This window comes from Achromobacter sp. GbtcB20 (assembly GCF_019091095.1).
GTDB classification, from domain to species: Bacteria; Pseudomonadota; Gammaproteobacteria; order Burkholderiales; family Burkholderiaceae_B; genus Achromobacter; species Achromobacter mucicolens.
This window is the reverse complement of sequence record NZ_JAGXJZ010000022.1, coordinates 26,784-47,947: the sequence shown is the minus strand read 5'-3', so window position 1 is coordinate 47,947 and position 21,164 is coordinate 26,784. Positions and strand designations below refer to the sequence as shown.

17 protein-coding genes and 1 pseudogene are annotated in these 21,164 nt (G+C 59.2%); 5 read left to right on the top strand and 13 right to left on the bottom strand.

Going from position 1 to position 21,164, the window contains the following annotated elements; all coding sequences use genetic code 11:
- Positions 1 to 654 precede the first annotated feature (654 nt).
- The 4 genes from KVT32_RS23055 to KVT32_RS23040 all read right to left on the bottom strand — a co-directional run bounded on the left by KVT32_RS23055 (position 655) and on the right by KVT32_RS23040 (position 5,848).
- Complete coding sequence (locus KVT32_RS23055) at positions 655 to 1,986, bottom strand: nucleotidyltransferase (RefSeq protein WP_152385664.1); 1,332 nt, start codon at positions 1,984 to 1,986, stop codon at positions 655 to 657.
- An 11-nt stretch (positions 1,987 to 1,997) separates the two neighbouring features.
- Complete coding sequence (locus tag KVT32_RS23050; RefSeq protein WP_227741409.1) at positions 1,998 to 3,521, bottom strand: SAVED domain-containing protein; 1,524 nt, start codon at positions 3,519 to 3,521, stop codon at positions 1,998 to 2,000.
- A gap of 678 nt (positions 3,522 to 4,199) precedes the next feature.
- Complete coding sequence (locus tag KVT32_RS32655) at positions 4,200 to 4,436, bottom strand: AbrB/MazE/SpoVT family DNA-binding domain-containing protein (protein ID WP_152385662.1); 237 nt, start codon at positions 4,434 to 4,436, stop codon at positions 4,200 to 4,202.
- A gap of 581 nt (positions 4,437 to 5,017) precedes the next feature.
- On the bottom strand, positions 5,018 to 5,848 hold the full coding sequence (locus KVT32_RS23040) for a type II toxin-antitoxin system HipA family toxin (RefSeq protein WP_152385661.1): 831 nt from the start codon (positions 5,846 to 5,848) through the stop codon (positions 5,018 to 5,020).
- Between the two features lie 222 nt (positions 5,849 to 6,070).
- On the opposite strand from KVT32_RS23040, the gene KVT32_RS23035 reads away from it, so the two are divergent.
- From KVT32_RS23035 to KVT32_RS23025, 3 genes are all read left to right on the top strand, one after another.
- Positions 6,071 to 6,589, top strand: coding sequence for a flavin reductase family protein (locus KVT32_RS23035; protein WP_152385660.1), 519 nt, complete (start codon positions 6,071 to 6,073; stop codon positions 6,587 to 6,589).
- A gap of 62 nt (positions 6,590 to 6,651) precedes the next feature.
- Positions 6,652 to 7,749 carry an LLM class flavin-dependent oxidoreductase gene (locus tag KVT32_RS23030; RefSeq protein WP_152385659.1) on the top strand — a complete coding sequence of 366 codons (1,098 nt, stop codon included), beginning with the start codon at positions 6,652 to 6,654 and terminating at the stop codon, positions 7,747 to 7,749.
- An 85-nt stretch (positions 7,750 to 7,834) separates the two neighbouring features.
- Entirely contained in the window at positions 7,835 to 9,709 is a 1,875-nt protein-coding gene (locus KVT32_RS23025; RefSeq protein ID WP_152385658.1) for a sigma-54-dependent Fis family transcriptional regulator, read from the top strand.
- A gap of 124 nt (positions 9,710 to 9,833) precedes the next feature.
- On the opposite strand, the gene KVT32_RS23020 is transcribed toward KVT32_RS23025, so the two are convergent.
- The 5 genes from KVT32_RS23020 to KVT32_RS23000 form a co-directional block, all read right to left on the bottom strand.
- Positions 9,834 to 10,946 (bottom strand): alkene reductase, encoded by a 1,113-nt coding sequence (locus KVT32_RS23020; protein ID WP_152385657.1) that lies wholly within the window; start codon positions 10,944 to 10,946, stop codon positions 9,834 to 9,836.
- 53 nt (positions 10,947 to 10,999) lie between these two features.
- Positions 11,000 to 12,190 (bottom strand): FAD binding domain-containing protein, encoded by a 1,191-nt coding sequence (locus KVT32_RS23015; RefSeq protein WP_152385656.1) that lies wholly within the window; start codon positions 12,188 to 12,190, stop codon positions 11,000 to 11,002.
- A 118-nt stretch (positions 12,191 to 12,308) separates the two neighbouring features.
- Positions 12,309 to 13,253: a LysR family transcriptional regulator gene (locus tag KVT32_RS23010; RefSeq protein ID WP_152385655.1), complete on the bottom strand. Its 945-nt coding sequence runs from the start codon at positions 13,251 to 13,253 to the stop codon at positions 12,309 to 12,311.
- 101 nt (positions 13,254 to 13,354) lie between these two features.
- A complete protein-coding gene (locus KVT32_RS23005) occupies positions 13,355 to 14,308 on the bottom strand; it encodes an AEC family transporter (RefSeq protein WP_217618891.1) in 954 nt (317 codons plus the stop codon).
- A gap of 13 nt (positions 14,309 to 14,321) precedes the next feature.
- The gene (locus KVT32_RS23000; protein ID WP_152385654.1) at positions 14,322 to 15,236 is read right to left on the bottom strand and encodes an NAD(P)-dependent oxidoreductase; all 915 of its coding nucleotides are present in this window, start codon (positions 15,234 to 15,236) and stop codon (positions 14,322 to 14,324) included.
- Between the two features lie 189 nt (positions 15,237 to 15,425).
- Between KVT32_RS23000 and KVT32_RS22995 the strand changes: the two are divergent.
- Positions 15,426 to 15,890: pseudogene (locus tag KVT32_RS22995) on the top strand (winged helix-turn-helix transcriptional regulator).
- A 51-nt stretch (positions 15,891 to 15,941) separates the two neighbouring features.
- Here the strand turns inward: KVT32_RS22995 and KVT32_RS22990 are convergent.
- Both KVT32_RS22990 and KVT32_RS22985 read right to left on the bottom strand, forming a co-directional pair.
- The gene (locus KVT32_RS22990; protein WP_152385653.1) at positions 15,942 to 17,663 is read right to left on the bottom strand and encodes a CocE/NonD family hydrolase; all 1,722 of its coding nucleotides are present in this window, start codon (positions 17,661 to 17,663) and stop codon (positions 15,942 to 15,944) included.
- 16 nt (positions 17,664 to 17,679) lie between these two features.
- A complete protein-coding gene (locus tag KVT32_RS22985; protein WP_152385652.1) occupies positions 17,680 to 18,657 on the bottom strand; it encodes a tripartite tricarboxylate transporter substrate binding protein in 978 nt (325 codons plus the stop codon).
- Between the two features lie 126 nt (positions 18,658 to 18,783).
- Between KVT32_RS22985 and KVT32_RS22980 the strand changes: the two genes are divergently transcribed.
- Positions 18,784 to 19,707, top strand: coding sequence for a LysR family transcriptional regulator (locus KVT32_RS22980; protein WP_152385651.1), 924 nt, complete (start codon positions 18,784 to 18,786; stop codon positions 19,705 to 19,707).
- Between the two features lie 3 nt (positions 19,708 to 19,710).
- Here the strand turns inward: KVT32_RS22980 and KVT32_RS22975 are convergent, their stop codons facing one another.
- Positions 19,711 to 20,379, bottom strand: a complete 669-nt coding sequence (locus KVT32_RS22975; RefSeq protein ID WP_227741408.1) for a TetR/AcrR family transcriptional regulator — start codon at positions 20,377 to 20,379, stop codon at positions 19,711 to 19,713.
- Between the two features lie 80 nt (positions 20,380 to 20,459).
- Complete coding sequence (locus tag KVT32_RS22970) at positions 20,460 to 21,164, bottom strand: ABC transporter ATP-binding protein (RefSeq protein ID WP_152385650.1); 705 nt, start codon at positions 21,162 to 21,164, stop codon at positions 20,460 to 20,462.

Genomic DNA, 21,164 nt, shown 5'->3' with positions numbered 1-21,164 from the left:
TCTCGGCCAAGTCGCTGGTACAAAAGAGTGTGAGATAGGAATGTCTGCGATGAGGACTCGGACCCGCTGCTTTGCGCGATAGCCGAGCGACATAATGATGCGTTGCACGAAGAGATTATCACCGTCGCCCGCTACAATTAGTCTGGTTGGAAGTAGCAAAAGGCCTTCGCGGACATGAGCCCTCCGTGGGACATCGTCTACTGTCCAAACCAAACGCGCAGTATCATCATAAGTCCGAAGTCGCGCGACATTAACGCTCCAATAGTTTTGCGGCTCCTTAGCAAAATCCCCGTCTAGTTCGCCGTTACGCCATGGATCAAGGAACTCATTGTAGAAGTTATAAATCAGAGTCCGAATGCGGTCATTTGTGTCGAGGCCTCTTCCGGGACCCGGATCACCATCTATACATAGGAGCCCGTCGAGCTCCACATGAGGAACTCGTAGCAGACAATCGGTTGATAGACGTATTCGAGCAATAGCTCGGTCCGGGAAGCCCTTTGGAAGCACGACCACCGCGCCGGAAATGGCCCTCCCCACATCGAGCTCTGGAAGCATGAGCTGATATGTGATGTCACCATTCCAATGCCGCAATGGTGGTCCCATCAGCACCCCCGCTAAAGAGCTGGAAAGCGCAGTGAGGTCGACGGACATTAGTTAAGCCAACCCCGATGTACGGGGGGCCGGTTTTGGCGGTGGTGCGAGCGCCGTGATCGGCTCCGAGCCGCCATTCCCTCCGCCAGGGCCACGTTCGGCCGCCGTGCACCCGAACACTTCGAGCGTCTTTTCTTTAATTTTCTCCGCGTCGCTCAGAGCTGCAATAGACAGGAGATCTGCGCGTAAGAGACCGCACCATGTCTGGAAAGCTTCAGCTCGTTCGCCTTCATCATCATTCCACCGCTCGGCGAAGTTCTCATCTACCACAGTCGGGTTGGCCAGATAATAGCCAAGGTCCGGATACCTGGAAATCATTTCTGGCAGCAAATCTGCCAAAGCAACGAGCGCATCCATAACGTGAAAGTACGGATTTCGGTAGCGTCCTTCGATCAAATCTGCGAGACCGTCGTAGCATATAGTCAGGAGGGTAACCAAAATAATTGAAATTGGCTGGACCTCCGAGGTCAGCAGGCCTCGATGAACGCACATATCACGATGTCGTTTGAATAGACGAATGGCCACTCGAAGTGTTTCTTCGACATCGACACTTTGTTTTCCGACCGGTTCAATATTTGCACGCACGGCACTGTCATATGCCTCCAATGTCAATGCAAGTACGATTTTTCTTTCAGCAACGCGATTGACCCAGTCGCGAATACCCAGCGGGTTCGAGGTTTTCCAATCTTGCGTTGGAGTATTCACCACAGCCAACGCTGTACCTAAGAAGGCAGGCTCTGCATGCTTGAGACCATGTGACTGGCGCCGTGTCAAAGGGACCTTTGCCAACGGAACGGAAGGAGTGAACTCTACATAGAACGGCTTATCTAGAATGTTGATGCTCCAGCAGCGGCGCCTTTTCTCAACCTTTAAGCCCTCCAAGGCATCGCCGATCGCGTTGAAGAATGCCATAGGGTCTTGCGCCTCAACTTGCGATAAGTCGATCTCGCAAACTGCGTCAATATCGAACTTGCGGTTTCCGACAGTTCGAATCAGCGTTTTAGTGCTCGCCGACCCTTGCGGAAAGACCTTAATCGCGCCGGGAGGCCAATCGAGCCGCGACACCAGGCGGTCCGCAATTTTCTCGTAGCTAGTCGCCGCATCATCGATAATCTCTTGCTTTACCGTGATGTGGTCATTCACTATCGATAACGCGTGAGCGTAAGGTTCACGTTTTCTTCGGATACGAACGCGTTCTTCCGGGCGCTGTTCAGTCTCCGTTAAGACCACACCGAATCCCTCCATTGCAGGGGACATGGCTTTCGTAAGATAGACAACGGGATCGCGACGTTGAATCGCCGCTTCAACAAGCTGAGCATTCTTAGTCATTGTCATGCTAGTTTCCTTCAGCGAATCGAAATAGAAATCTGGTCTGCACCAGCAGGTGAAATTACGCTGTAGCCATTGATAGTGAAAGCTTCCCTAAATGGGGTTTCTCGGTTAGGGCGGTCATACAAGACGAAGGCGGCATGGTGGCCTGCCTGCATGAGCTGACCAAGGCTAAAGGCCGCGCTGGCAGGGCACAGTGCTATCAGATGCACTCGCTGTGCACGCATCTGGTCCTGAATAGAATTGATGGCAAGACGGGCCGCGTCCAGTACCAGCGCTAGATCCTCTTTTCTCTGAAGGCATTCACCACTAGGGTTATCCGTCGTAACCCGAATTCTTGGTAAATCGCCACGGGTCACCAAAGCGGCGAGACTGGCGGGGAGGGCATCCTCATCGAGATGAGCAGTCAACTCCACCGTCAACAGCACTTCGGCAGCTGCCGTGCTCGTGAGCCCCGTGACCTTAAATGTGTCTGCCTCACGTAGCGGAGCGGCCGTATTCCACATCCACGATTTACGCGTTCGAGAAGGTTGGAATATAAGCACTTTTCTCGCTTCCCCGACGATGCGACCGGCAAGCACTAAGGTAGGCGTGTGGTGTAGGGGAAAAATAGCGAGCCGATCGGGAGAATGTGCTCCGCCCCGACTGAGTTCCCGAACCATCGTCCCAATGGCAAGCTCCATTTCCCGGAGATAGTTTGCCCAAAATCCAGCTGTGGTTCGGTCATCCCGGTTATGGTACGTTAGGTGTCTCTTAACCTCAGCATGCATCGCAAATCCTTCGGCGAGAAGGGTTTCCATAAACTCACTGTCAGGGCAATGTGTTGGTATGCCTGCGAGGTCAGCGAAAAAAGTCATCACTTGAGCGACCGGCAATCTCATTGCAATGCGATATCTGTTGACCATCTCCGTGTGTTCGCGCCGCATTTGACGCAGTCGAGCGGCATCGAACCTTCCCGGAGAGAAGCAGTCAATCAATCGATGATGTGCATCGCACATCAACATGATGTTCTCGGGATTGTTCGAGAGCCTGTGCGAGTCCGCTTCATTACCACGTGGTCCACGCGGGTCAGACGCAACAATGTGAGCGAGGTAGCCGACGCGCGCCCCTGAGTTATGAAGAGGAACGGTGCTCAAATCGGCCGCGCAACCTTTAAACATGCAACACCCGCCTGCGTCGGCCCAGACCCGATTGGCGGTTTCAAGGCTGATGGAATCCCCACGCCCGTTCACACGCCCAAGACGGACTTTGCGTTGCTCGAGCAAGTCGTCGACATGTTGAGCGGATGCCGCCGTAGGCACCCATGAAGCGCTAGCCATCGACGCTCCTGCCAACTGTGAGGGCGTAATCTCGAGCGTGAAGAGTCTATTCTGATTGGCCAATGCCTTAAAGGCACTTTTCGCTTTGCCTTCGGGGTCCGCAGGCAGCAAGTTGCCACGGACGTCAGACTTCTCATATACATGGCAGGTGGTACCCGCGTATACGAGAACGACATCCTTTTTATCCCGCTTTTTTTCCTTGAGCCAGTCAGCGAGCTGCATATCGCCCAATCCAGCGAGTGCCGCGTAGCCGTGGTCAGTAGCGGTCGAACAGGGGAGTGTGGCCATAGCGCCTTTGACACATCGAGGGTTCGAGTTTGATGCATAGTATACCCAGATGTAATGGGCCGTAATTTTTATCAAATCTGGCAGACGGCGGCGTCCTGGTTCAAAGGCGGGGTGTGACCGCCGATTCAGCGCTACTTGAGGCAGCGGATCAACGGATCTCCGCCAATCAGTCGGCTCTAGACGAGCACTACGGCCGCCAGGATCAGGCGTCCACAAATAGCCGAGTGGATGGAGGGGGCCTATGCGTATTTTTCGGGAGCACGACGTGGACTTGTAGGAAGTCCTTGGTCGATTGGCTGCGACATAAGGAGCCAGGCGGCGGTCATCGACCACAGTCCTTGGGAGGATCCACGCATGGCCAGTCCGAGCGCGAATATCAGGCTGGTGCTGACCAAAACAACACGACCGCCGTGCCGGTCGATCGCTTGCCCGGCCCGCGGGCCTACCGTGGAACCATTGTGGATAACACACTAACGCTTCAGAGCTCCATGACACGATCACCTACATCCCAACACCTGCATTCCGTAAGGGGCATAAAAATGCCTCTTAGGTCAATTTTTCTTGTATAACCGGCACATTTACGCCTCTTACTGCAAATAGACATAGCAAGGCCTAGACGTCGTCCGAGTCCTTAATCCGCATGCTCTCGATCGGTATGGTCGGTTGACCTTGCCGCCTTAGAATGCCGGCAAGGTCGGCAACCCTCCGGTTCATAGCCCGCAATACAACTGATCCATCGCTGAGAATCGAAAAAGAAACCCTGTCGCCAGGCGCGAGGCGAAAGTGCTGCCGGATTTGCTTTGGGATGGCCAGCCGGCCATCTCGTGTCACCGTGGAGTGGGTTGGCATGAGAAGCTCCCAAAAGACGAAGGCCTGCGCCAAACCGAAAGCGTCTCACTATGAACATGGACGCGAGGGAAGTATCAGCGTAGCGTAAATTGATTGGCTTTCGTGGGCCCAGTATTGGGCTAAGAAGGGACGCAGTGTCCATGAATTGGCTGCTGTCTTTAAATTTGTCCACGAATTGTCTTTAACGAACGGCCAAGCTATTAAAAGCGGTTTTGTCATAGCTATACTTTACATAAGAAGGATTATGCGCAAATTTAGAACGTGACCGGGTGACGTTCTTCACATGGAACGAAGGGGGCGCGAGCTTCGAGTTCAGTCGGCGGACTTAAAGTTGTGCCAATAGCTGAAATATCGATCCCTCAAGACTGAAAAAGTTGGAACTCACTTATAAAGCTAGCTTCGCGTCCTTCGAAGTGGACACGAAGTTTGTGGAAAGAGCGAAATCGGACGTAAAGATTGTCTAAAAAGTGACCAAAGGACGTAAAGATTGCGAAAAGTTGGAGGCCTATTAGCGTTGAACGGCCCGCACTGGGCACAAATCTGATCGTTGAAGATTGCACCGATGCTCAGTGGCCTTCCAGTCAAAGGCCAGATGGGCCAGTGCTTCCCCGCGAGAGTTCGCGCACCAACTCGGCGGCTACTGAGTCGTAGGGCCTCAACCCGATAGACCAAAGCTCCAACATCCTGGCAATAGCGGCCTTGGTTGTTGTGTCGACGTTTGCCAGCCTCCTATCTTTGGTCGTTTCTCTGGCGGCGTCTACGAGTGCTGTCACCAGGCGGTCAACCCAAAAGGCTTCGCGTTCATGCGACACTTTGCACCGTCGAGCGAGGCCACTCAGCATGGCTGGCGCAGGCCACCGACGGCTTCCGTTGAGAGTTAAAGCCATCCCATCATCGGCATCTCCGTCATTACGTTTTGGTGCGTAAACCGCCATGCTAAGCATGTCGTAGACAGGCGAAAGCGTTGCTGGACAAGTCTGTCCGTACAACAATCCAAAATTCTTGAGATGTGCGTCGCCGTTCCGGATGACGCTGGCCAGCAGGTACTGAGCAAAGAATCCATCCAGGCTGCAGGCTACTGTCGACGAATCACAAGCCGCTTCGAGCATGCCGACGATTCGTTCGGCCGAACTGGCGTACTTGTCAGCTGCGGGCGAGCCGCTGATTGCACACAGATCGGCGAACCCAAGTTGCTCGCCTGTGGCGTCCAGGTCGAACCGCTCGACCATGTAGCGCGAGTAATCATCTGAGATTTTCGTCTCAGGAACCACCAGTCCCATCGACCTTGCGGCGCACATCCCAAAGTATTCGATAGCACACAGCCAGGGTCGGTTGCCATCCGCTAGCTTGACGATCCAATGACGATCGCGTTCCAAAGGTGCCGCTGCAGGGCTGGTCACGAAGAGCTTCATGAAACCGCCAGAGATGCCTGGCACCCCGGTAAAAGGTTGAGATGATCGTCGCCTCCGTTATGACGCAATGGCACAGAGGGTGTCGCAAGCCTGTGTAGCGTGACACACCACTTTGCATGCCCGTCCCCGGCGTAAACACGGGCGAACCAACCTGGCACAGTCTTTGCATCTCCGTCTGTACATCCCACCAACCGAGTGGGAAGGTACAAGGAGACAGTCTTCATGAACATGCCCATTCCGGGTCTCAAAGAGGCCATGCGCAATGTGCCCTCCACGGTCGCGCTGATCACAAGCCGCGACACGGCTGGGACACCTCACGGTATGGCTGCTTCCGCGGTGATCTCAGTCACCGTCGATCCGCCCGCCGTCCTCGTTGCCGTCAACCGCACTGCGGGAATCCACCCCGTCCTGGAAATGAGTGGCCGGCTGTGCATCAATTTTCTGGCCAAAGACCAGGTTCACTTGCTGGACGCGTTTTCTCGTTCTGACCTGCGTGCGGAACGGTTTACGCAGTCTGACTGGCACGATGTCCAGGATTTGGGCGGCAGAGGCCTGCCATGGCTGCCCGCCGCGCGGGCCGTGCTCTTCACCGAGATTGACCAAACGATTCCGTACAGCACGCACACCCTATTCATCGCACGGGTTCGAGAGGTTGTGCTGCCCTCACCCGCCGCGACCGAAGATCATCCGCTGGTCTGGTTGGGCGGACGCAGTGTTCCGCTGGCGACGCTCAGCGCATGATTTCACCCCAGCGGCATCACTGATGCCGCGCAAGTACCTAAAGCAAAACAAGGAGACAGGTTATGAAACTCGGCATGTTCGCAATGCCCTTGCACCCGCCTGGCCGCCCGATGGCCGAAACGCTTGAAGAAGACGCAGACAAGGTTGTGTACGCGGACCAACTCGGCTTTGACGAGTTTTGGGTCGGCGAACACATGTCTTGCACCACGGAACCGATCTCGGCGCCGCTCATGTTTCTCGCTTCGCTGATTCACCGAACCAAACGCATCAAGTTCGGCACTGGCGTCATTGCCCTGCCCAACCACCATCCGGCCGTCGTCGTCGCCGAGGTCGCCCAGTTCGACCACTTGAGCCGCGGGCGCCTCATGTTCGGGATCGGGCCTGGTGGACTTGCGAGCGACATGGAGCTGTTCAAGGTCCTGGATGGGGAATACCGAAACGAGCGGATGATGGAGGCGATCGACACGATCCTGCAACTGTGGCGCCAGGATCCGCCCTACGACATCCAGGGAAAACACTGGCAGATCTCGCTCAAGGATATGGTCATTCCCGAGCTGGGCGTTGGCTATATCCCCAAGCCTTATCAGCGGCCGCACCCCGAGATCACCATGACGGCGATGTCTCCCTATTCGAGCAGCGTCAAGGTGGCCGCGCAACGCGGCTTTGGTCCGATGAGCGCCAACTTTTGCCCGGAGTATGTGGTTAAGAGCCATTGGCAGAAGTATCAGGAAGGCTGCGAACTGGCCAATCGTCCGGCGACCGGCGAAGACTGGCGCGTGTCCCGCAACATTCTCATCGCACCGACGGATGCCGAGGCCCGCGACCGGGTGATGAACCCGGAAGGCAGCAACTACTACTACTTCGACTACCTCTGGCGCGTCCTCAAATCCGCCAACTACACGGCCGTCATGAAAACGGATCCGAAGCAGCCCGACGAATCTGTGACGGTGGAGAGCTTGATCGAGAGCATGGTGATCTTCGGCTCGCCGCAAACCGTGACTGACAAACTGTTGTCCTTCCGTCAGAACGTCGGTCCATTTCATGGTCTGCTGATGGCGTCCATGGACGGGGCCGGCGCAAATCGTGCCTGGGAATGGGAGACGATGTCGCGGTTGGCATCGGAAGTCATGCCAGCCGTGCGCAAGGCGATCGCGCGTTAAGGCCGTCGTGACTCCGGCCCGGCTGGCCGCGCCTGCCGGGCCTTCTTCTATACTCGTCCGAACGAATTCTCTTCGGAGTTTTGCCATGAGCGCCCTCGTCTCCCCCCAGACGCAGCCCTTCCCAATGGACACCGCACCATTGATCCACGACTCGTGGCAACGGTGTTATGAGCGTTACGGTCTGTCCCCTGATCGGGTGCCGCGCCCGGACGTGCTCACACAGGCAGAGCTCGATGCCGCTCGTGCACCTACCGAGAGCCTGGAAACGCTTGCCCGTGGCGAACTCGGCCGGATGCTGGGCCAGCTTGGGAGCCATGTGCAGTTGCTCATGCTGGCAGACGCTGGGGGGACGCTCATGGTGGTCCAGTCCGACCCAACCCTGGACGACGTCTGCCGATCGGCGTTGATTCAACCCGGAGCGATGTTTTCTGAGTCTTCGCAGGGGACGAACGGAATTGGCCTGTGCATTCAGACGCGTAGACCCGTGTCCGTGGTGATGGAAGACCATTTCGCACAGCGATTGTCGGGTCTGTCATGCACCGTCGCCCCGATCTTTGGTAATCAGGGCGAACTCGCCGCCGTGCTGAACGTGACCTCATTGCAGCCATCCAACCGCATGGTGCATGAGATTGCCCGCCGTGTGGTGGAAGCGTCGGCCCGCCGTATTGAGAATCGCAGTTTCGATCTAAGGCATGCTGGCCGGGTCTTGGTGCGCCTGTCGGCCTCTGGCGATTTCTGTGACCCCGCCGGAGAAGGCCGTCTTGCCCTGGACGATACCGGCCGCGTGCTGGATGCGACACCCTACACCCTGGAGATGCTTGGCGCCGGTCCGCGCATCTTTGGCGAACGCCTTCCCGGCATGCATGATATCGATACGCTGCTGCGGATTGCGCAAAGCGCTTCACCCTTCATCGACCACTCTGGACGACGCTTAAGTGTTCAGATTGACTACCGGGAACGCGGGCGTTCCACCGCACCGATTGCGACCGGCGCGCCGGCGGCGCGGGCACCGTCTCCGGCCGGCCGAAGCGCCGCTCCAACGGTAGCCCAGATCGCAGGTGCCGACACCGAAACGCAAGAACAGATGCGAATTGCGCAGCGTTTATATGCCCGCGGCCTGCCTATTTTGCTGCAGGGAGATAGCGGCTCGGGAAAGTCGGCGTTGGCACGCGCGCTTCACGAGGCCGGGCCCCGCCGCGGGGGCTCGTTTGTGTCGATCAATTGCGCCGCAATCCCCGCCGAACTGATCGAGAGCGAATTGTTCGGCTATCGTGCCGGCGCCTTCACCGGCGCGTCAAGAACGGGTGCCCGCGGGAGAATCCTCGAGGCGGACGGAGGTACGCTTTTTCTGGATGAGATCGGCGACATGCCGCTGGCGTTGCAGAGCCGATTTCTACAGGTGCTCTCCGACAAGGAATTCGTCCCCGTGGGCGCGTCGCAACCGGTTCGGGTGGACTTCAATCTGATCGCGGCCAGCTTTCGTGACATTGAGGGGATGGTACGCGACAAGACTTTCCGCGCCGATCTGCACTTCCGAATCCAGGGCGCAGCCGTACGACTGACACCGCTGCGGTCGCGCGACGACCTCAACGCGCTGATTGATCATGCGTTCCAGGAGGCCGCGATTTCGGCTGACGTGCCCTGCCCTCGCCTGTCGGCGGCCGCACGCGCCGCGCTGCTGCGCCATGAGTGGTCCGGCAACATTCGTGAATTGCATCATGTGGCGCGCTACGCGCTGGCGCTCTGCGACGCAGATGAGGTTTCACTTGAATGCTTGCCGCCCGCCTTGAGGCCCGGCGTAGCCAAGGCCCTCGATTTGGAATCGAGGTCAGAATTGGACCTGGCGGGCGTGTTGGACCGGTTTGAATGGAATGTCACGCTGGCCGCCAATTGGCTGGGAATCTCGCGTTCGACCCTACATCGCCGGATGCGCGCACACGGGATTCATCGACCCGACTGACCCACTGCGACCGTCATAATCATGCGGCCCGGCGGCACAGGGCGGCCGGCCGCGCCTACGACAACGCGGCATGTGCGTCAGAATCATGCCGCGATGCCAGCGAACGCAAATAATCGCAGTAGCGTTAACTGTGGGCGGGATAATCCGTATACCCCGTTTCCGTGCCACCAAAGAACGTGGCAGGATCGGGCTCGTTCAGCGCGAGTCCCTCACGGATTCGTCGAGGCAGATCCGGGTTGGCAAGGAAGGGGCGTCCAAACGCGATCATGTCCGCTCGTCCTTGACCCACCGCCTCGGCGGCCGATTTCGGATCGTACCCACCGGCAAGGATCAGGACACCAGACCATCGGGATCGAAGATCGCGAATGATCTGATCCCATTTTGGATCATGGTTTTCGTCTTTGACGGTGCCGACGACAGCCGGCTCAACCAGATGCAGGTAGGCCAGGCCAAGAGAGTTGAGCTCATCGACGATGTAGCCGAACGTGTCTTGCGGCGTGTCGTCTCCCATGCCCATGAATCGCCCCATCGGCGTCAGCCGGACGCCGACCCGTTCAGCGCCGATCTCTTCTGCGACGGCTCGCGTCACCTCGAGCAAGAAGCGTGCACGGTTCTTGGGCGATCCTCCGTAGGCATCGGTTCGATGGTTGCTGTTGCTATTGATGAACTGGTCGAGCAAGTATCCATTGCCAGCGTGAATCTCGACGCCATCCATCCCGGCATTGATCGCATTGCGTGCCGCCACCCGGTAATCGTTGACGATGCCTGCGATTTCTTCGGTCGCAAGCGCGCGCGGAACCGGTACATCACCCCAAACGCCCTCGCCGTTTTCATTCACGATGAACGTCTTGCCCGGTACGGGCAAAGCGCTGGGCGCGACGGAAAGTGCCCCGCCGGGCTGGAAGCTGGGGTGGGAAACGCGCCCTACATGCCAAAGTTGCATGAAGATTGCCCCGCCTTCCTTGTGCACTGCGTCGGCGATATGGCGCCAGGCTTCGACCTGGGCATCGCTGTAGATACCCGGCGTCCACGCGTAGCCCTGCCCTTGCTTGGATATCTGCGTTGCCTCGGTGATCAGCAACGCGGCGCTGGCCCGCTGTCGGTAGTACTCCATATTCAAGGCGGTAGGAACGTCTCCGGGCTGACCCGCCCTGGAATGCGTGAGCGGCGCCATGGCGACTCGGTGTGAGAGTTGATATGGACCGACCGACATCGCTTCGAACAGAGCTTCTGACATGATGAACTTCCTGTTTTTACGAGGGTGTGAATGATGTGAGGGATCTAGACCCGTCACCCGATCAAAGTGGCCTTCGATCGGCCGAAGAGCAGTGAATCGCCAATCTGAATTCCGTGCTGCATAAGGCGTTTACCCACCGCTGCTTGTGCTGGATTCCAAGCAGCCAATGCTGCATCGACGTCCACTGGAAACTGGGTCAATGCGTCCGAAAGCGCCAGCGCGTTCCCCGCGGCCTTCGACGTGCTGGCGGCGGTGTGCGGACGCGGAATCGCTGCTGCGTCGCCCAAGAGTGCAACCCTGCCGTCGACAAGATCCTCGACGGCCAAATCACGGATGGCCTGGGCGAACGGATGCTCGGTGGCCTTCACGATTGCCCGAAATGCAGGAGGCAAAAGGCGGTCGGCGTCAGCATGCAAATGACCCGCCCAACGGGTTGCGAGCTTCCCTTCCGGCACCGAGGACGCTCTTTGACGGCCGTCAGCGTCAAGCATGATGTCGTGCAGCAGCGATACATCCGCGACGCGGTACCACACCCAGTTGTATAGACGGTGGCCCGGGCGCATATCGTTGCCATCGCCTGGCACCAGGTAGCCGAGCATATGCGAGCCGTCGTTGTGGGCGAACGCGAAGTCGCCAGCTAGCGTCTGCCGCGCGATGTCAGGCATCGCCGCTTCAGGAACCAGTCCCCGCCATGCAAGGTAACCGGCATAGGCAGGCTGGATACCCGGCCATCGAAGGCGACGCACAGTCGAGTCGCCGCCGTCCGCGCCGATGAGCAGTGCGCCGGATGCCGATTCGCCGTCGGCAAACGTTGCAGTGATTCGACCTGCAGACGTGTGTGACTCGATACCTACCAGTTGCTTGTCCTGATGATAGTGTCGTGACTCCATTCCCCCGCGCAAGGTGTTGTAGATGAGCGACCAGGACGTCTGAATTTGAGGAGAATAGTTGCGCGATTGAACAGAGCCGTCCGGGCGGAATACGGTGCGATAGGCGCTCGCCACGCCAAGCACGGTTTGATCCAACGCCAGTCCTGTCCGCTGCAAGACTTCAACGACCTCGGGCTGCAGCACGATCCCTCCCCCGCGCGCATCCAGCGAGTGCAGCGATCGTTCATACACGTCGACGTGCCAACCGGTCTTACGAAGCAGCGTTGCGGCGAAGAGTCCGCCCAAAGATCCGCCGATGATGATCGCGCGTCGCTCGGCATCGGCATCGATGAGGTCGTGATTTGAGGCGTACATGATGGCTTCCGTTGTGGATGCCTGTACTTTGCCGGGTTATCGGCGGCTTGATAATCACCTGATAAACGGCAACACCTTTGCGTGCCGCGCAAAGATGATAGGTGCCTCCCGGGCGCTATTACGCTGAGCCGTCGCGCTGAGCGATGACGAAATCGTCCCAGTAAGGACTGGGGCCAAAGCGCTCCGCCAGGAACTCAATCAGGACGGTCAGCTTGCGGGATCCACGCCGACTGCGCGGATAAACGGCCCAGATGGCCCCCTCCCCGCCGCTGATCGATGGGGTCCAGTCAGAAAGCACACAGCGCAGCCGCCCGGTTCGCAGATCCTCGCCGACTAGCCAGGTCGGCATCAACACCAGGCCTGCCCCGCCAAGGGCCGCGACTCGCAACAGTTCGGAACCGTTGGCGCGTAGATTCCCTGTTACGGGAATTTCGTGCGACGCGTCGCCTTTGGACAATGTCCAGGCGGCCCGACCGGCAAGGTAGTCGAACAAGAGGCAATTGTGATCGCTCAGTTCGTGGGGCTCCGCCGGCGTACCGTGCGCTTCGAGGTAGGCCGGGCTCGCGCAAATTACCCGACGATGCGGAGCCAGACGCTTCGCAATCGTCGTATCAGGCGGCTGGGCGCCCAAGCGGATCGCCATATCCATCCGCTGCTCGGCAAGATTCACCACCGCATCGGTCAATTGGATGTCCAAACGCACTCCCGGGTACGCGGCCAGGAACGCGGGAAGGAATGGGGCCACATGCAGGCGCCCGAATGCGACGGGTACGCTCAGCCTAAGCACTCCTTTTGGAGGGCCGGTCAGCTCACCAGCCGATTGATCCGCGCGCTCCAGGTCTCCCAGAACACGGCGGCCATCGTCGAAGTACTGCTCCCCCACTTCAGTCAGCGTAAGCGCCCGAGTCGAACGGTTCAACAATTGCGTGCCCAGCGAGCGCCCGAGCGCGTTGACCTGCCGCGTCAACGATGACGGAGCGACGCCCAACCGTCGCGCGGCCGGCGAGAAGCCGCCGTTTTCGACAACAGCGATGAAGGCGGCCAATGCCGCGAATCGGTCCATACTGCGCTCCGGGAAAGTGCAAACCTGCGCCTGCAATTCTAAAAGATCGCCATCGGTGCGCCCTGCGCCCTCGCATTGACCCTCCGAACAAGGCGTCACGCCTAGCGCAAGAGCGCCACGACGAGGGCGATGGTCACGATAGACAGCAAGGTCGAGCCAGCGATCACCCGAGCCGGCAGCGCTGCATCGAATCGGTAATGCCCCGCCAGCATGAACGAGCCGGTGCCCGTAGGCAACGCGGCCATCAGTACGGCAACCAGAACGGTCTCAGCATCGAGATTAAAGACGTATCGCGCGAACAGCCAGGCGAGCAAAGGCTGCAGCAGGAGCTTGCCACCGATCAGTGCTGCAACGCCGGTGGTCTCGTTGGTGCCATTTTCGCCTTTGGCCCGAACCATAAACAGTCCAATTGCAGCCAAGGCGCAGGGCGCCGCCGAGGCCGCCAGCAGGCTGGCCAGAGAAGCGATCGGACCCGGAACAGCCAAATCCGCCAGCGCGAATGGCAGGCCGCAAGCCGGCGCCACGATCAAGGGGTGTCGCAAAACGGCTTTCGTAACTTTCTTGCCCACAATCCACACCCCGGCCCCCGCATTCAGTCCGAGCTCGACCAATACGATGGTCAAGGCGAAAAACACGCACATCGTGAGAATGGCGGCGATGGTCGTCGGAACCAGCGCTGCAGGCTCGAGTAGCGCCACCGCCAACGGGAATCCCATGAAACCCACATTAGGGTAGCTCGCGTTGAGACTGTCGATCGCCGACTGAGCCAACGCGCGGCGGGCAAAGATTCGGGCCGCCAGCATTGCAACGGCTAGCGTCACGAGGCCGCTCAAGCAAAATGACGCAATGAACCCTGGTTGCAAAAGGGCATCCCAGCGGGCATCGGCCACGGTCTTGAACAAGAGGGCCGGCAGCGCCAGCCAGGTCACATATCGATTGAGCGCATCACCCGCCTCATCGGCAAGAACCTTGGTGCGCGCAGCGATTGCACCCGCAGCGATCAGACCAAAAACAGGCAGGCTCGCCAGGAACGTTGCGAACATCGCGACCAACATGTCGGCCTTTCGATCAACCGAGTTCGTCAGACCGGCGTCGGATGGCCTCAATCACGGACACCATGTCATTGCGGCCGTTACCCAGAGTCACCGTCTCCCCGTACAGCGCCAGACTCATGTGCAGGAGCGGCGATGCGATGTTTTTAGACCGCGCAGCCTCGGCAATGAGCTGGCAACTCGCCCAGGCGTCCGACGACGCCGCTTGAACGGAAAAGTCGTTCGCGGTCAGCTTGGGCATCTTCACCCGCGTTACATCGCATGCCATGGGACCGGCGTCGATGGCGGCCTGGAGCACGGCAAGATCAAGTCCCTGCCTTTCGGCAAAGTTCACCGCTTCCGCCAGGCCGGCCAGCATCGTGTTCAGGTAGAGGTTGACGGACAGCTTCATCAGAAGCGCATAGCCCGCGCCATCGCAGGCAACGATCTCCCGGCACATGGGCGCAATCCAACTGCGAACGCGCTCGACGTCTTCTTCCCGGCCGCCGATCAGCCCCACCAGTTGACCGGCCTTGGCGGGCTTGCGTGATCCGGAGACCGGACACTCCACATAGCGACCGCCGGCGGCCTCGATGTCCGCGCAAAGGCCTCGCGCGTAATCCGGCGCAACGGAGCTCATGCTGACAATCGTCTTGCCTGCGACGCGTGCGGCAAACGCCGGGGTACCTCTTCCAAACACGGCGTCGATCGCCGCGCTGTCGACCAGCATGACAATGGCCAGTTCAACCTGACCAAGCAAGGTGTCGACGTCGGGCGCAACGTGGGCGCCGGCGGCCGCCAGCGGCGCCGTGCGCTCCGGACTGCGATTCCACACGATCAGCGGCACACCGGCGCGCGCCAGATTCAGCGCCATGGGTTGACCCATGACGCCCAAACCTATGAAGCCAACCAGAGACGCTGCGTGTGTGAAGTCGCGTCGTTCATGCTGCATAACCACAATCCGTTGAGTCGTGAAAAGAGAAAAATTATCCGCCAAGCGAGATGGAATTTGACGTCTTCTCGTGCCCAAACGAACTCAATAATTGGCATCTAATGCCATTAAAGTATCAATTATCGGCTTCAGATTTCATCCCGATAAGACGATGATCGGAATGGTCCACTTTTCCTCCCCGCTTCCGCCATGACACCATCGCTCGACAAGATTGACCGAAAGATCCTCAACGCCCTGCAGGACGATGGGCGGCTTCAGAACGTGGAACTGGCAAAGATCGTGGGCCTCTCGCCCTCCCCTTGCCTGCGTGGTGTCAAATTGCTTGAAGACGCCGGCTAGATCCAGCGGTACGCCGCCATTCTCAATCCCGCCATGGTGGATGCCGCGCTGACGGTGTTCGTACGCGTCTGGCTCACGGGTCAGGATGAAAAAACCGTGGAGGCGTTCACCCGAGAGGTCGCGCTGATGGATCAAATCACCGAGTGCCATCTCATGGCCGGCGATTGCGATTTTTTATTGCGCGTCGTCGTGTCGGACCTGGCCGCCTATCGCGAGTTTCAGGTGAAGCACCTCACGGTCCTGCCCATCGTCCAAAGTGTCAAAACCGAAATTCCGATGCAGGTCGTGAAATCTACCTCCAAGATCGCGCTGTAGCCGGCCGCTGCGACTGGCGGCCGGCGACTCATTTCGCGGATATTCGGCGCATCAGGCCGATGGGATGACGGGAAGCAGCACATACGGTGCGGCTTCTCCGTCAAAGTGCAGGCTGCAGCGCCCACCGTAAATGTGCGCTGGCCGATCTCCCTCATCGTCGTGCAGGAACGGTCCGCAGCCGCGCATGACGTTCTTCATGTTCGACAACGAGGCCCCCTCCCCGGCGTGTTCGTAGTCCTTGCCGAGCACGGATAAACCAATACGGTAGCCCGCCGGCACCACGACGGACGTCGGCAAGACTTCCACGTCGAGTTCCACGGGCACGCCTGGTTCCAGTGGTTGCACGTTCGCGTGCGTGTGATACGGGCGATACGGCAGGCTGCGTTGTGTATCGAGTTCACGCTGTGACGCCCGCAACCAACCTTGAGCAATGGGCGTGTGGGGATCGAGCGCACCCTGGAAGGTGACCTCCTCGCCGGCGGGATCGATTAGATGCAGCACGATGAAAACGTCTGCGTCCTCGGTTTGCGAGGACAGAAATAGCTTCACTGCGGACGGTCCAGTAATCTCCGTCGTTTCGCTGAAAGGCGCCGAAACGAACCGCTGGCCGGAGGCCAGGGGCTCGTATTCGAGCCGCGCCGTGCCAGATGGCACGTCTTCCTGCAGACTGCCATCCGGATGCAGGTAGAGACGCTGCCACTGGGTACGCGCGAGAGGCCACTCGTATTCGAATCGTTCGACGAAATGATCAATATGGCGCACTTGCAGGCGTACCGCAGGCGTGGAGTCCCAGTCGTTATCCGCGCCTTTAAGGAAACGATCGAAGAAGCGGCGTTGCAGTTCTACAGCATAGTCCGTGTAGTAGACCGCCCAATGCGTACCCCCGTGCATTTCCAGCCATTTCTGACGGCTTCCAGCCTGCAAAAAGCCCTCGACGTTGCCCCGCAGGTGCAAGCCCTGCCCCCCCCAGTTGCCGCACGACAGCAGCGGCACATCGATATCTTCGAGCTTGGCGGTGCGCTCCTGATAGACCGGCCCATCGAGACGTTCACGCTGGAACGCTGGCCACAGGTTGGCGCGTTGGGCGGCAAGCACGTCCTCCGCAAGCGTCTCGGGTCCGGCCACAAGTTCGCCGGTAATTGCGCTTCGGGCACCCCGCTCGCCACGGCCATGCTGAACGGTACGAACCTGCATTTCAGCCCAGTTTCGCGAGAAAGAACACAACATGCCGCCGTGGCGCGTCGCATCTCGATAGCGATCGTGATAACCCTCCCACACGCAGATTGCCGCCAGCCCCTGCGGACGCCGCGCGGCGGCACGCCATTGGTTGGACGCGTAGTACGAGATTCCGCTCATCCCGACCTTGCCGTTACTCCAAGGCTGTTGCGCCGCCCAGGCGATGCACTGCACGATGTCGTCGATCTCGCGCGGCGAATGAGGATCAAGGTAGCCCGGACTGCGGCCGGCGCCCCGTGAGTCAATGCGCAAGAGCGCGTAGCCATGCGGAACCCATTTCTCCGGATCCGCGGTCTCCCAGTTCTGATAACGGTTGCTCGTGCCAGTGACTGTGTCGGGATGTTCTCTGGCCATGATCTCCCAGGCCGTCGGATATCCCTCCTGGAATGCGAGCCCCTTGCCGTATGGCCCGTAGCTCAGAAGTACGGGAACGCGCTCGTCTCCGCGCGGGCGAAACACGTCTGCGCGCAGCGTCAATCCATCGTCCATCGCGATGGCGACGTCCCATTCCACAATCATTTGTTCTTGGTTCTGCACAGTCAATTCCTCGCGCTTAGTCGATCTGCAGGTTTTTCACTCGGATCACGTCGCGCCATTGCGCTTGCTCATGAAGGATGCGCTCGGCGAATTCCGCGGGAGAGCCGGCGGCGTTGTCGGCGCCGTCCTGTTTCATGCGCGCGGAAAACTCGGGAGATTTCAGCGCCTTGATCAGCGCCTCGTTCAGCTTGGCCTGGATCGGCTGTGGCAGACCCGCGGGTCCGAGCACTCCCGTCCATACGTACGCAGAGACCGCCGGCAATCCGGCCTCGGCGACTGTTGGCACGTTAGGAGCTCCGTTGGTGCGGCGGTCTCCGAGAACGACTAATGCGTGCAGTTTGCCCGCGTCTGCCATCTTTTGGCTGCCCCCCACACTGTCAAACGTCATGTCCGCTTCGCCGCTGATCACGGCCATTTGCGCCGGCGCCGCGCCTTTGTAGGGAACATGAAGAAGCTCGATGCGGTTAGCCAGCGCAAACTGCTGGCAGGCCAGATGCCCTACGCTTCCGATCCCAACGCTGGCGCAGGTCATCGGAGTACCTCGGGTGCGCGCGAGTGCGACCAGTTCCGAGGCCGACGTCACAGGCAGTCCCGGGTGGCTGTACAGCACGACTGGATACTCGATCACTCGTGTGATGGGCGTGAAATCCTTGACCGGATCGAATGCCGGTTTGCGCGCCATCAATGGCGCCAGGACTTGTGCGCTACTGGATGTATAGAGCAAGGTGTAGCCATCCGGCGCGGCGCGGGCTACTCGGTCGGATCCGATCTGACCGGTGGCGCCCGCCACGTTTTCCACGATGACAGGTTGCGCCAGTTGTTCCGTCAGATTGCGAGCAAACATGCGCGCATACGTATCTGTCGGCCCGCCAGCCGGAAAAGGAACGACGATCCGAATGGGCTGCTCAGGGTATTGCGCTGCCGCCGGAACCGCGCCTGCGATCGCCAACATGGCGCCTGCGGCAACGATGAGCCGCGTCTTGAAAACATTCACGATTTAAGTCTCCTCGATTTATGACCAGGAGCGTACGGGCTTTAGTCCCATAAATGAAATATCATTTGTCGATCGAATCCATAACACAGTGGCATGACAGACTTCCCTCGCCGCGTTGCTTAGCCCATGGACCTGACCCAACTGAAGTATTTTCTGAAAGTGGTAGAACTGCGGAGCATTACCAAGGCGGCTCAAGCCCTTCATATCGCGCAGCCCGCCATTACCCGTCAGATCCGTCAACTCGAGGAGGAACTCGGCGTTGAACTGCTGCTCAGGCATAGCCGGGGCGCAGAACCCACCGAGGCGGGGCTACAGTTACAGGCTGGCGCGGCGGCGATGCTGCGGCTTGCGGCTGAGACCCGCTCTACCGTGCAGGCAAGCTCGCAGCAGGTGGTCGGCACGGTGCGTGTGGGCTTTCCCCCATCGGTCGGGGCGTCCCTGGTGGCGGAGGCCGCCACGACGTTTCGACAGGCGCATCCGATGGCCGACCTGGTGCTGGACGAGGGGTACAGCACGCAACTGCGGGATGCGCTTCTGTCGGATCGGCTGGACATGGCTGTCCTCACAGACGCGCCAGCGAATCCGCTGCTGGATCAAAGCCCCCTGTACGAAGAGAGCCTGTGGGTGTTCTATCATCCCGGCCATAAGGTTGCGGGTTCGCGCAAAGCGAGTCTGGCGGTCCGATCGTTGCGCGACCTGGCGCTCATTCAGCCAAGCCCGGACAACACCTTGAGACGCCTGCTCGAGCACGCGGCGCGTGCGGAGGGATTCGCACTAAACGTCATCATGCAATCCGAATCACTTGCAGTCACCCGAGGCCTGCTCGCCAATGTGGCTGGAGCGCATGTGTCGCCCTACACGGCGCTACAGGACGACCTCGGGGCGGGTACGCTAGAAGGCCGGCAAATCGATGGTTTGTGGGTGACCCGCAGTCTGGCTCGCCGGGTAGACCGGCCCATGACACTTGCGCAGCAAAAATTCATCATTGCGCTGCAGGATGAGGTCGGCGCTCTCAGGTCGAGCGCCCCAGACATGATTCGGACCAGTTGACGGTCAGGCGCTGCGGCTGGCCCTCAGCGCACGCATGGCAGGCGGCGCGCCATGCAGGAACATGTCTACTTTCTGGCGCACGACCTGATCCAGGTCGGCGGGGACCTTCAAGCCGTAGATCCATTTACGCACGCCAAGATAGAAAATCGCAGCGTGCAGACTCCAGATCATCTCGATCTCCGCCTCCACTTCTGCGCGGTCCCGTGGCTCGTCCACCCCGAATTCGGCGCGCAACTCGGCCAGCACCGGCAAGAAAACCTGCGTACGCAGACGTGAGAGGTATCGGTTGTTGATGCCGTCGCGCGTCAGGCCCGCGAAAATGAAAATGCGGATCCACTCCTCACGCAGGATTACGGTGGAGTAATCCATATAGAACGCATGTAGCCGATCACGCAGAGGCACGGATCGGTCCTTGATCTGCGCCTCCCATTCGCGCCGCCATTGAAAGACTTCGGTATACACCCGCTCGATCAGGGCCTCTTTGCTCGAAAAATAGCGATAAAGAAGCGGCTGCGTGACGCCGATCTGCTTGGCCAGCTCGCGCGTGCTGCCTTCAAACCCGTTTCGGGTGAAGTGTTCGATCGCCTTTTCGACGATCTGCTGCTCGCGCTCTTCGGGCTGAAGGCGGCGGCCTTGTTTGCTTGGTGCGTCCAGGTCTGTCTCCTTAGGCATCCTTCGGAGCGTGACCTCCGAGGTGTCATGCGATTCTAGCAATCCGCCGCGCCTACCCGGGCGGCGGGCTGCAGCTCTCGTCAAACGGAACAATAACGCTCCTGCATCGCTTCGTCCGCGAGCATTGATCGTGCGGTATCCGTATGCACGATCTCTCCCTGGTCGAGGATGTAGGCGCGATCCGCAATCTTCAGTGCAAGCTCGACGTTCTGCTCAATCAACAGAATCGTGACCCCGGAGGCTTTCAACGATTCGAAGTAGCGAAACATCTCGTCCACCAGTACCGGCATGATGCCTTCTGACGGCTCATCCAGCATGATGAACTTCGGGCGCGATGCGGTGGCGCGTGCAATGGCAAGCATTTGTTGTTCACCGCCGGACATGGTTACGGCCTGTTGGTCCAACCGCTCCTTGAGTCGGGGAAAGGTCTCAGCGATTTCATCGATGATTTCCTTTTCACGCCGATGCAACGGAGATTGCATCAAACCCAGTTGAATGTTCTCTCGAACGGTCAAGCCCGGGACGATGCGCCGCTCCTCCGGGACATAGGCCAATCCCATGGCGTAGCGGGCATGGGCGGGCATGCCGAGGATGTCCTTGCCCTCAAAGCGCACAGTACCTCGGGTTTTGGGGATCAGGCCGGCGACGCTTTTAACCGTGGTAGTTTTGCCGGCGCCGTTGCGCCCGACAAGGCAAACCAGCTCCCCTGCCCCGACTTCGAGATTGACGCCCTGCAAAATATGGCTGCCGCCATACCAGGCATGCAAATTTTCGATTTTCAGCAT

Bases quoted from the DNA above. Each gene is read 5' to 3' on its own strand.
- KVT32_RS23055 (WP_152385664.1), bottom strand. From the start codon at position 1,986: ATGACAATGACTAAGAATGCTCAGCTTGTTGAAGCGGCGATTCAACGT.
- KVT32_RS23050 (WP_227741409.1), bottom strand. From the start codon at position 3,521: ATGCAGCTCGCTGACTGGCTCAAGGAAAAAAAGCGGGATAAAAAGGAT.
- KVT32_RS32655 (WP_152385662.1), bottom strand. From the start codon at position 4,436: ATGCCAACCCACTCCACGGTGACACGAGATGGCCGGCTGGCCATCCCA.
- KVT32_RS23040 (WP_152385661.1), bottom strand. From the start codon at position 5,848: ATGAAGCTCTTCGTGACCAGCCCTGCAGCGGCACCTTTGGAACGCGAT.
- KVT32_RS23035 (WP_152385660.1), top strand. From the start codon at position 6,071: ATGAACATGCCCATTCCGGGTCTCAAAGAGGCCATGCGCAATGTGCCC.
- KVT32_RS23030 (WP_152385659.1), top strand. From the start codon at position 6,652: ATGAAACTCGGCATGTTCGCAATGCCCTTGCACCCGCCTGGCCGCCCG.
- KVT32_RS23025 (WP_152385658.1), top strand. From the start codon at position 7,835: ATGAGCGCCCTCGTCTCCCCCCAGACGCAGCCCTTCCCAATGGACACC.
- KVT32_RS23020 (WP_152385657.1), bottom strand. From the start codon at position 10,946: ATGTCAGAAGCTCTGTTCGAAGCGATGTCGGTCGGTCCATATCAACTC.
- KVT32_RS23015 (WP_152385656.1), bottom strand. From the start codon at position 12,190: ATGTACGCCTCAAATCACGACCTCATCGATGCCGATGCCGAGCGACGC.
- KVT32_RS23010 (WP_152385655.1), bottom strand. From the start codon at position 13,253: ATGGACCGATTCGCGGCATTGGCCGCCTTCATCGCTGTTGTCGAAAAC.
- KVT32_RS23005 (WP_217618891.1), bottom strand. From the start codon at position 14,308: ATGTTGGTCGCGATGTTCGCAACGTTCCTGGCGAGCCTGCCTGTTTTT.
- KVT32_RS23000 (WP_152385654.1), bottom strand. From the start codon at position 15,236: ATGCAGCATGAACGACGCGACTTCACACACGCAGCGTCTCTGGTTGGC.
- KVT32_RS22980 (WP_152385651.1), top strand. From the start codon at position 18,784: ATGGACCTGACCCAACTGAAGTATTTTCTGAAAGTGGTAGAACTGCGG.
- KVT32_RS22975 (WP_227741408.1), bottom strand. From the start codon at position 20,379: ATGCCTAAGGAGACAGACCTGGACGCACCAAGCAAACAAGGCCGCCGC.
- KVT32_RS22970 (WP_152385650.1), bottom strand. From the start codon at position 21,164: ATGCTGAAAATCGAAAATTTGCATGCCTGGTATGGCGGCAGCCATATT.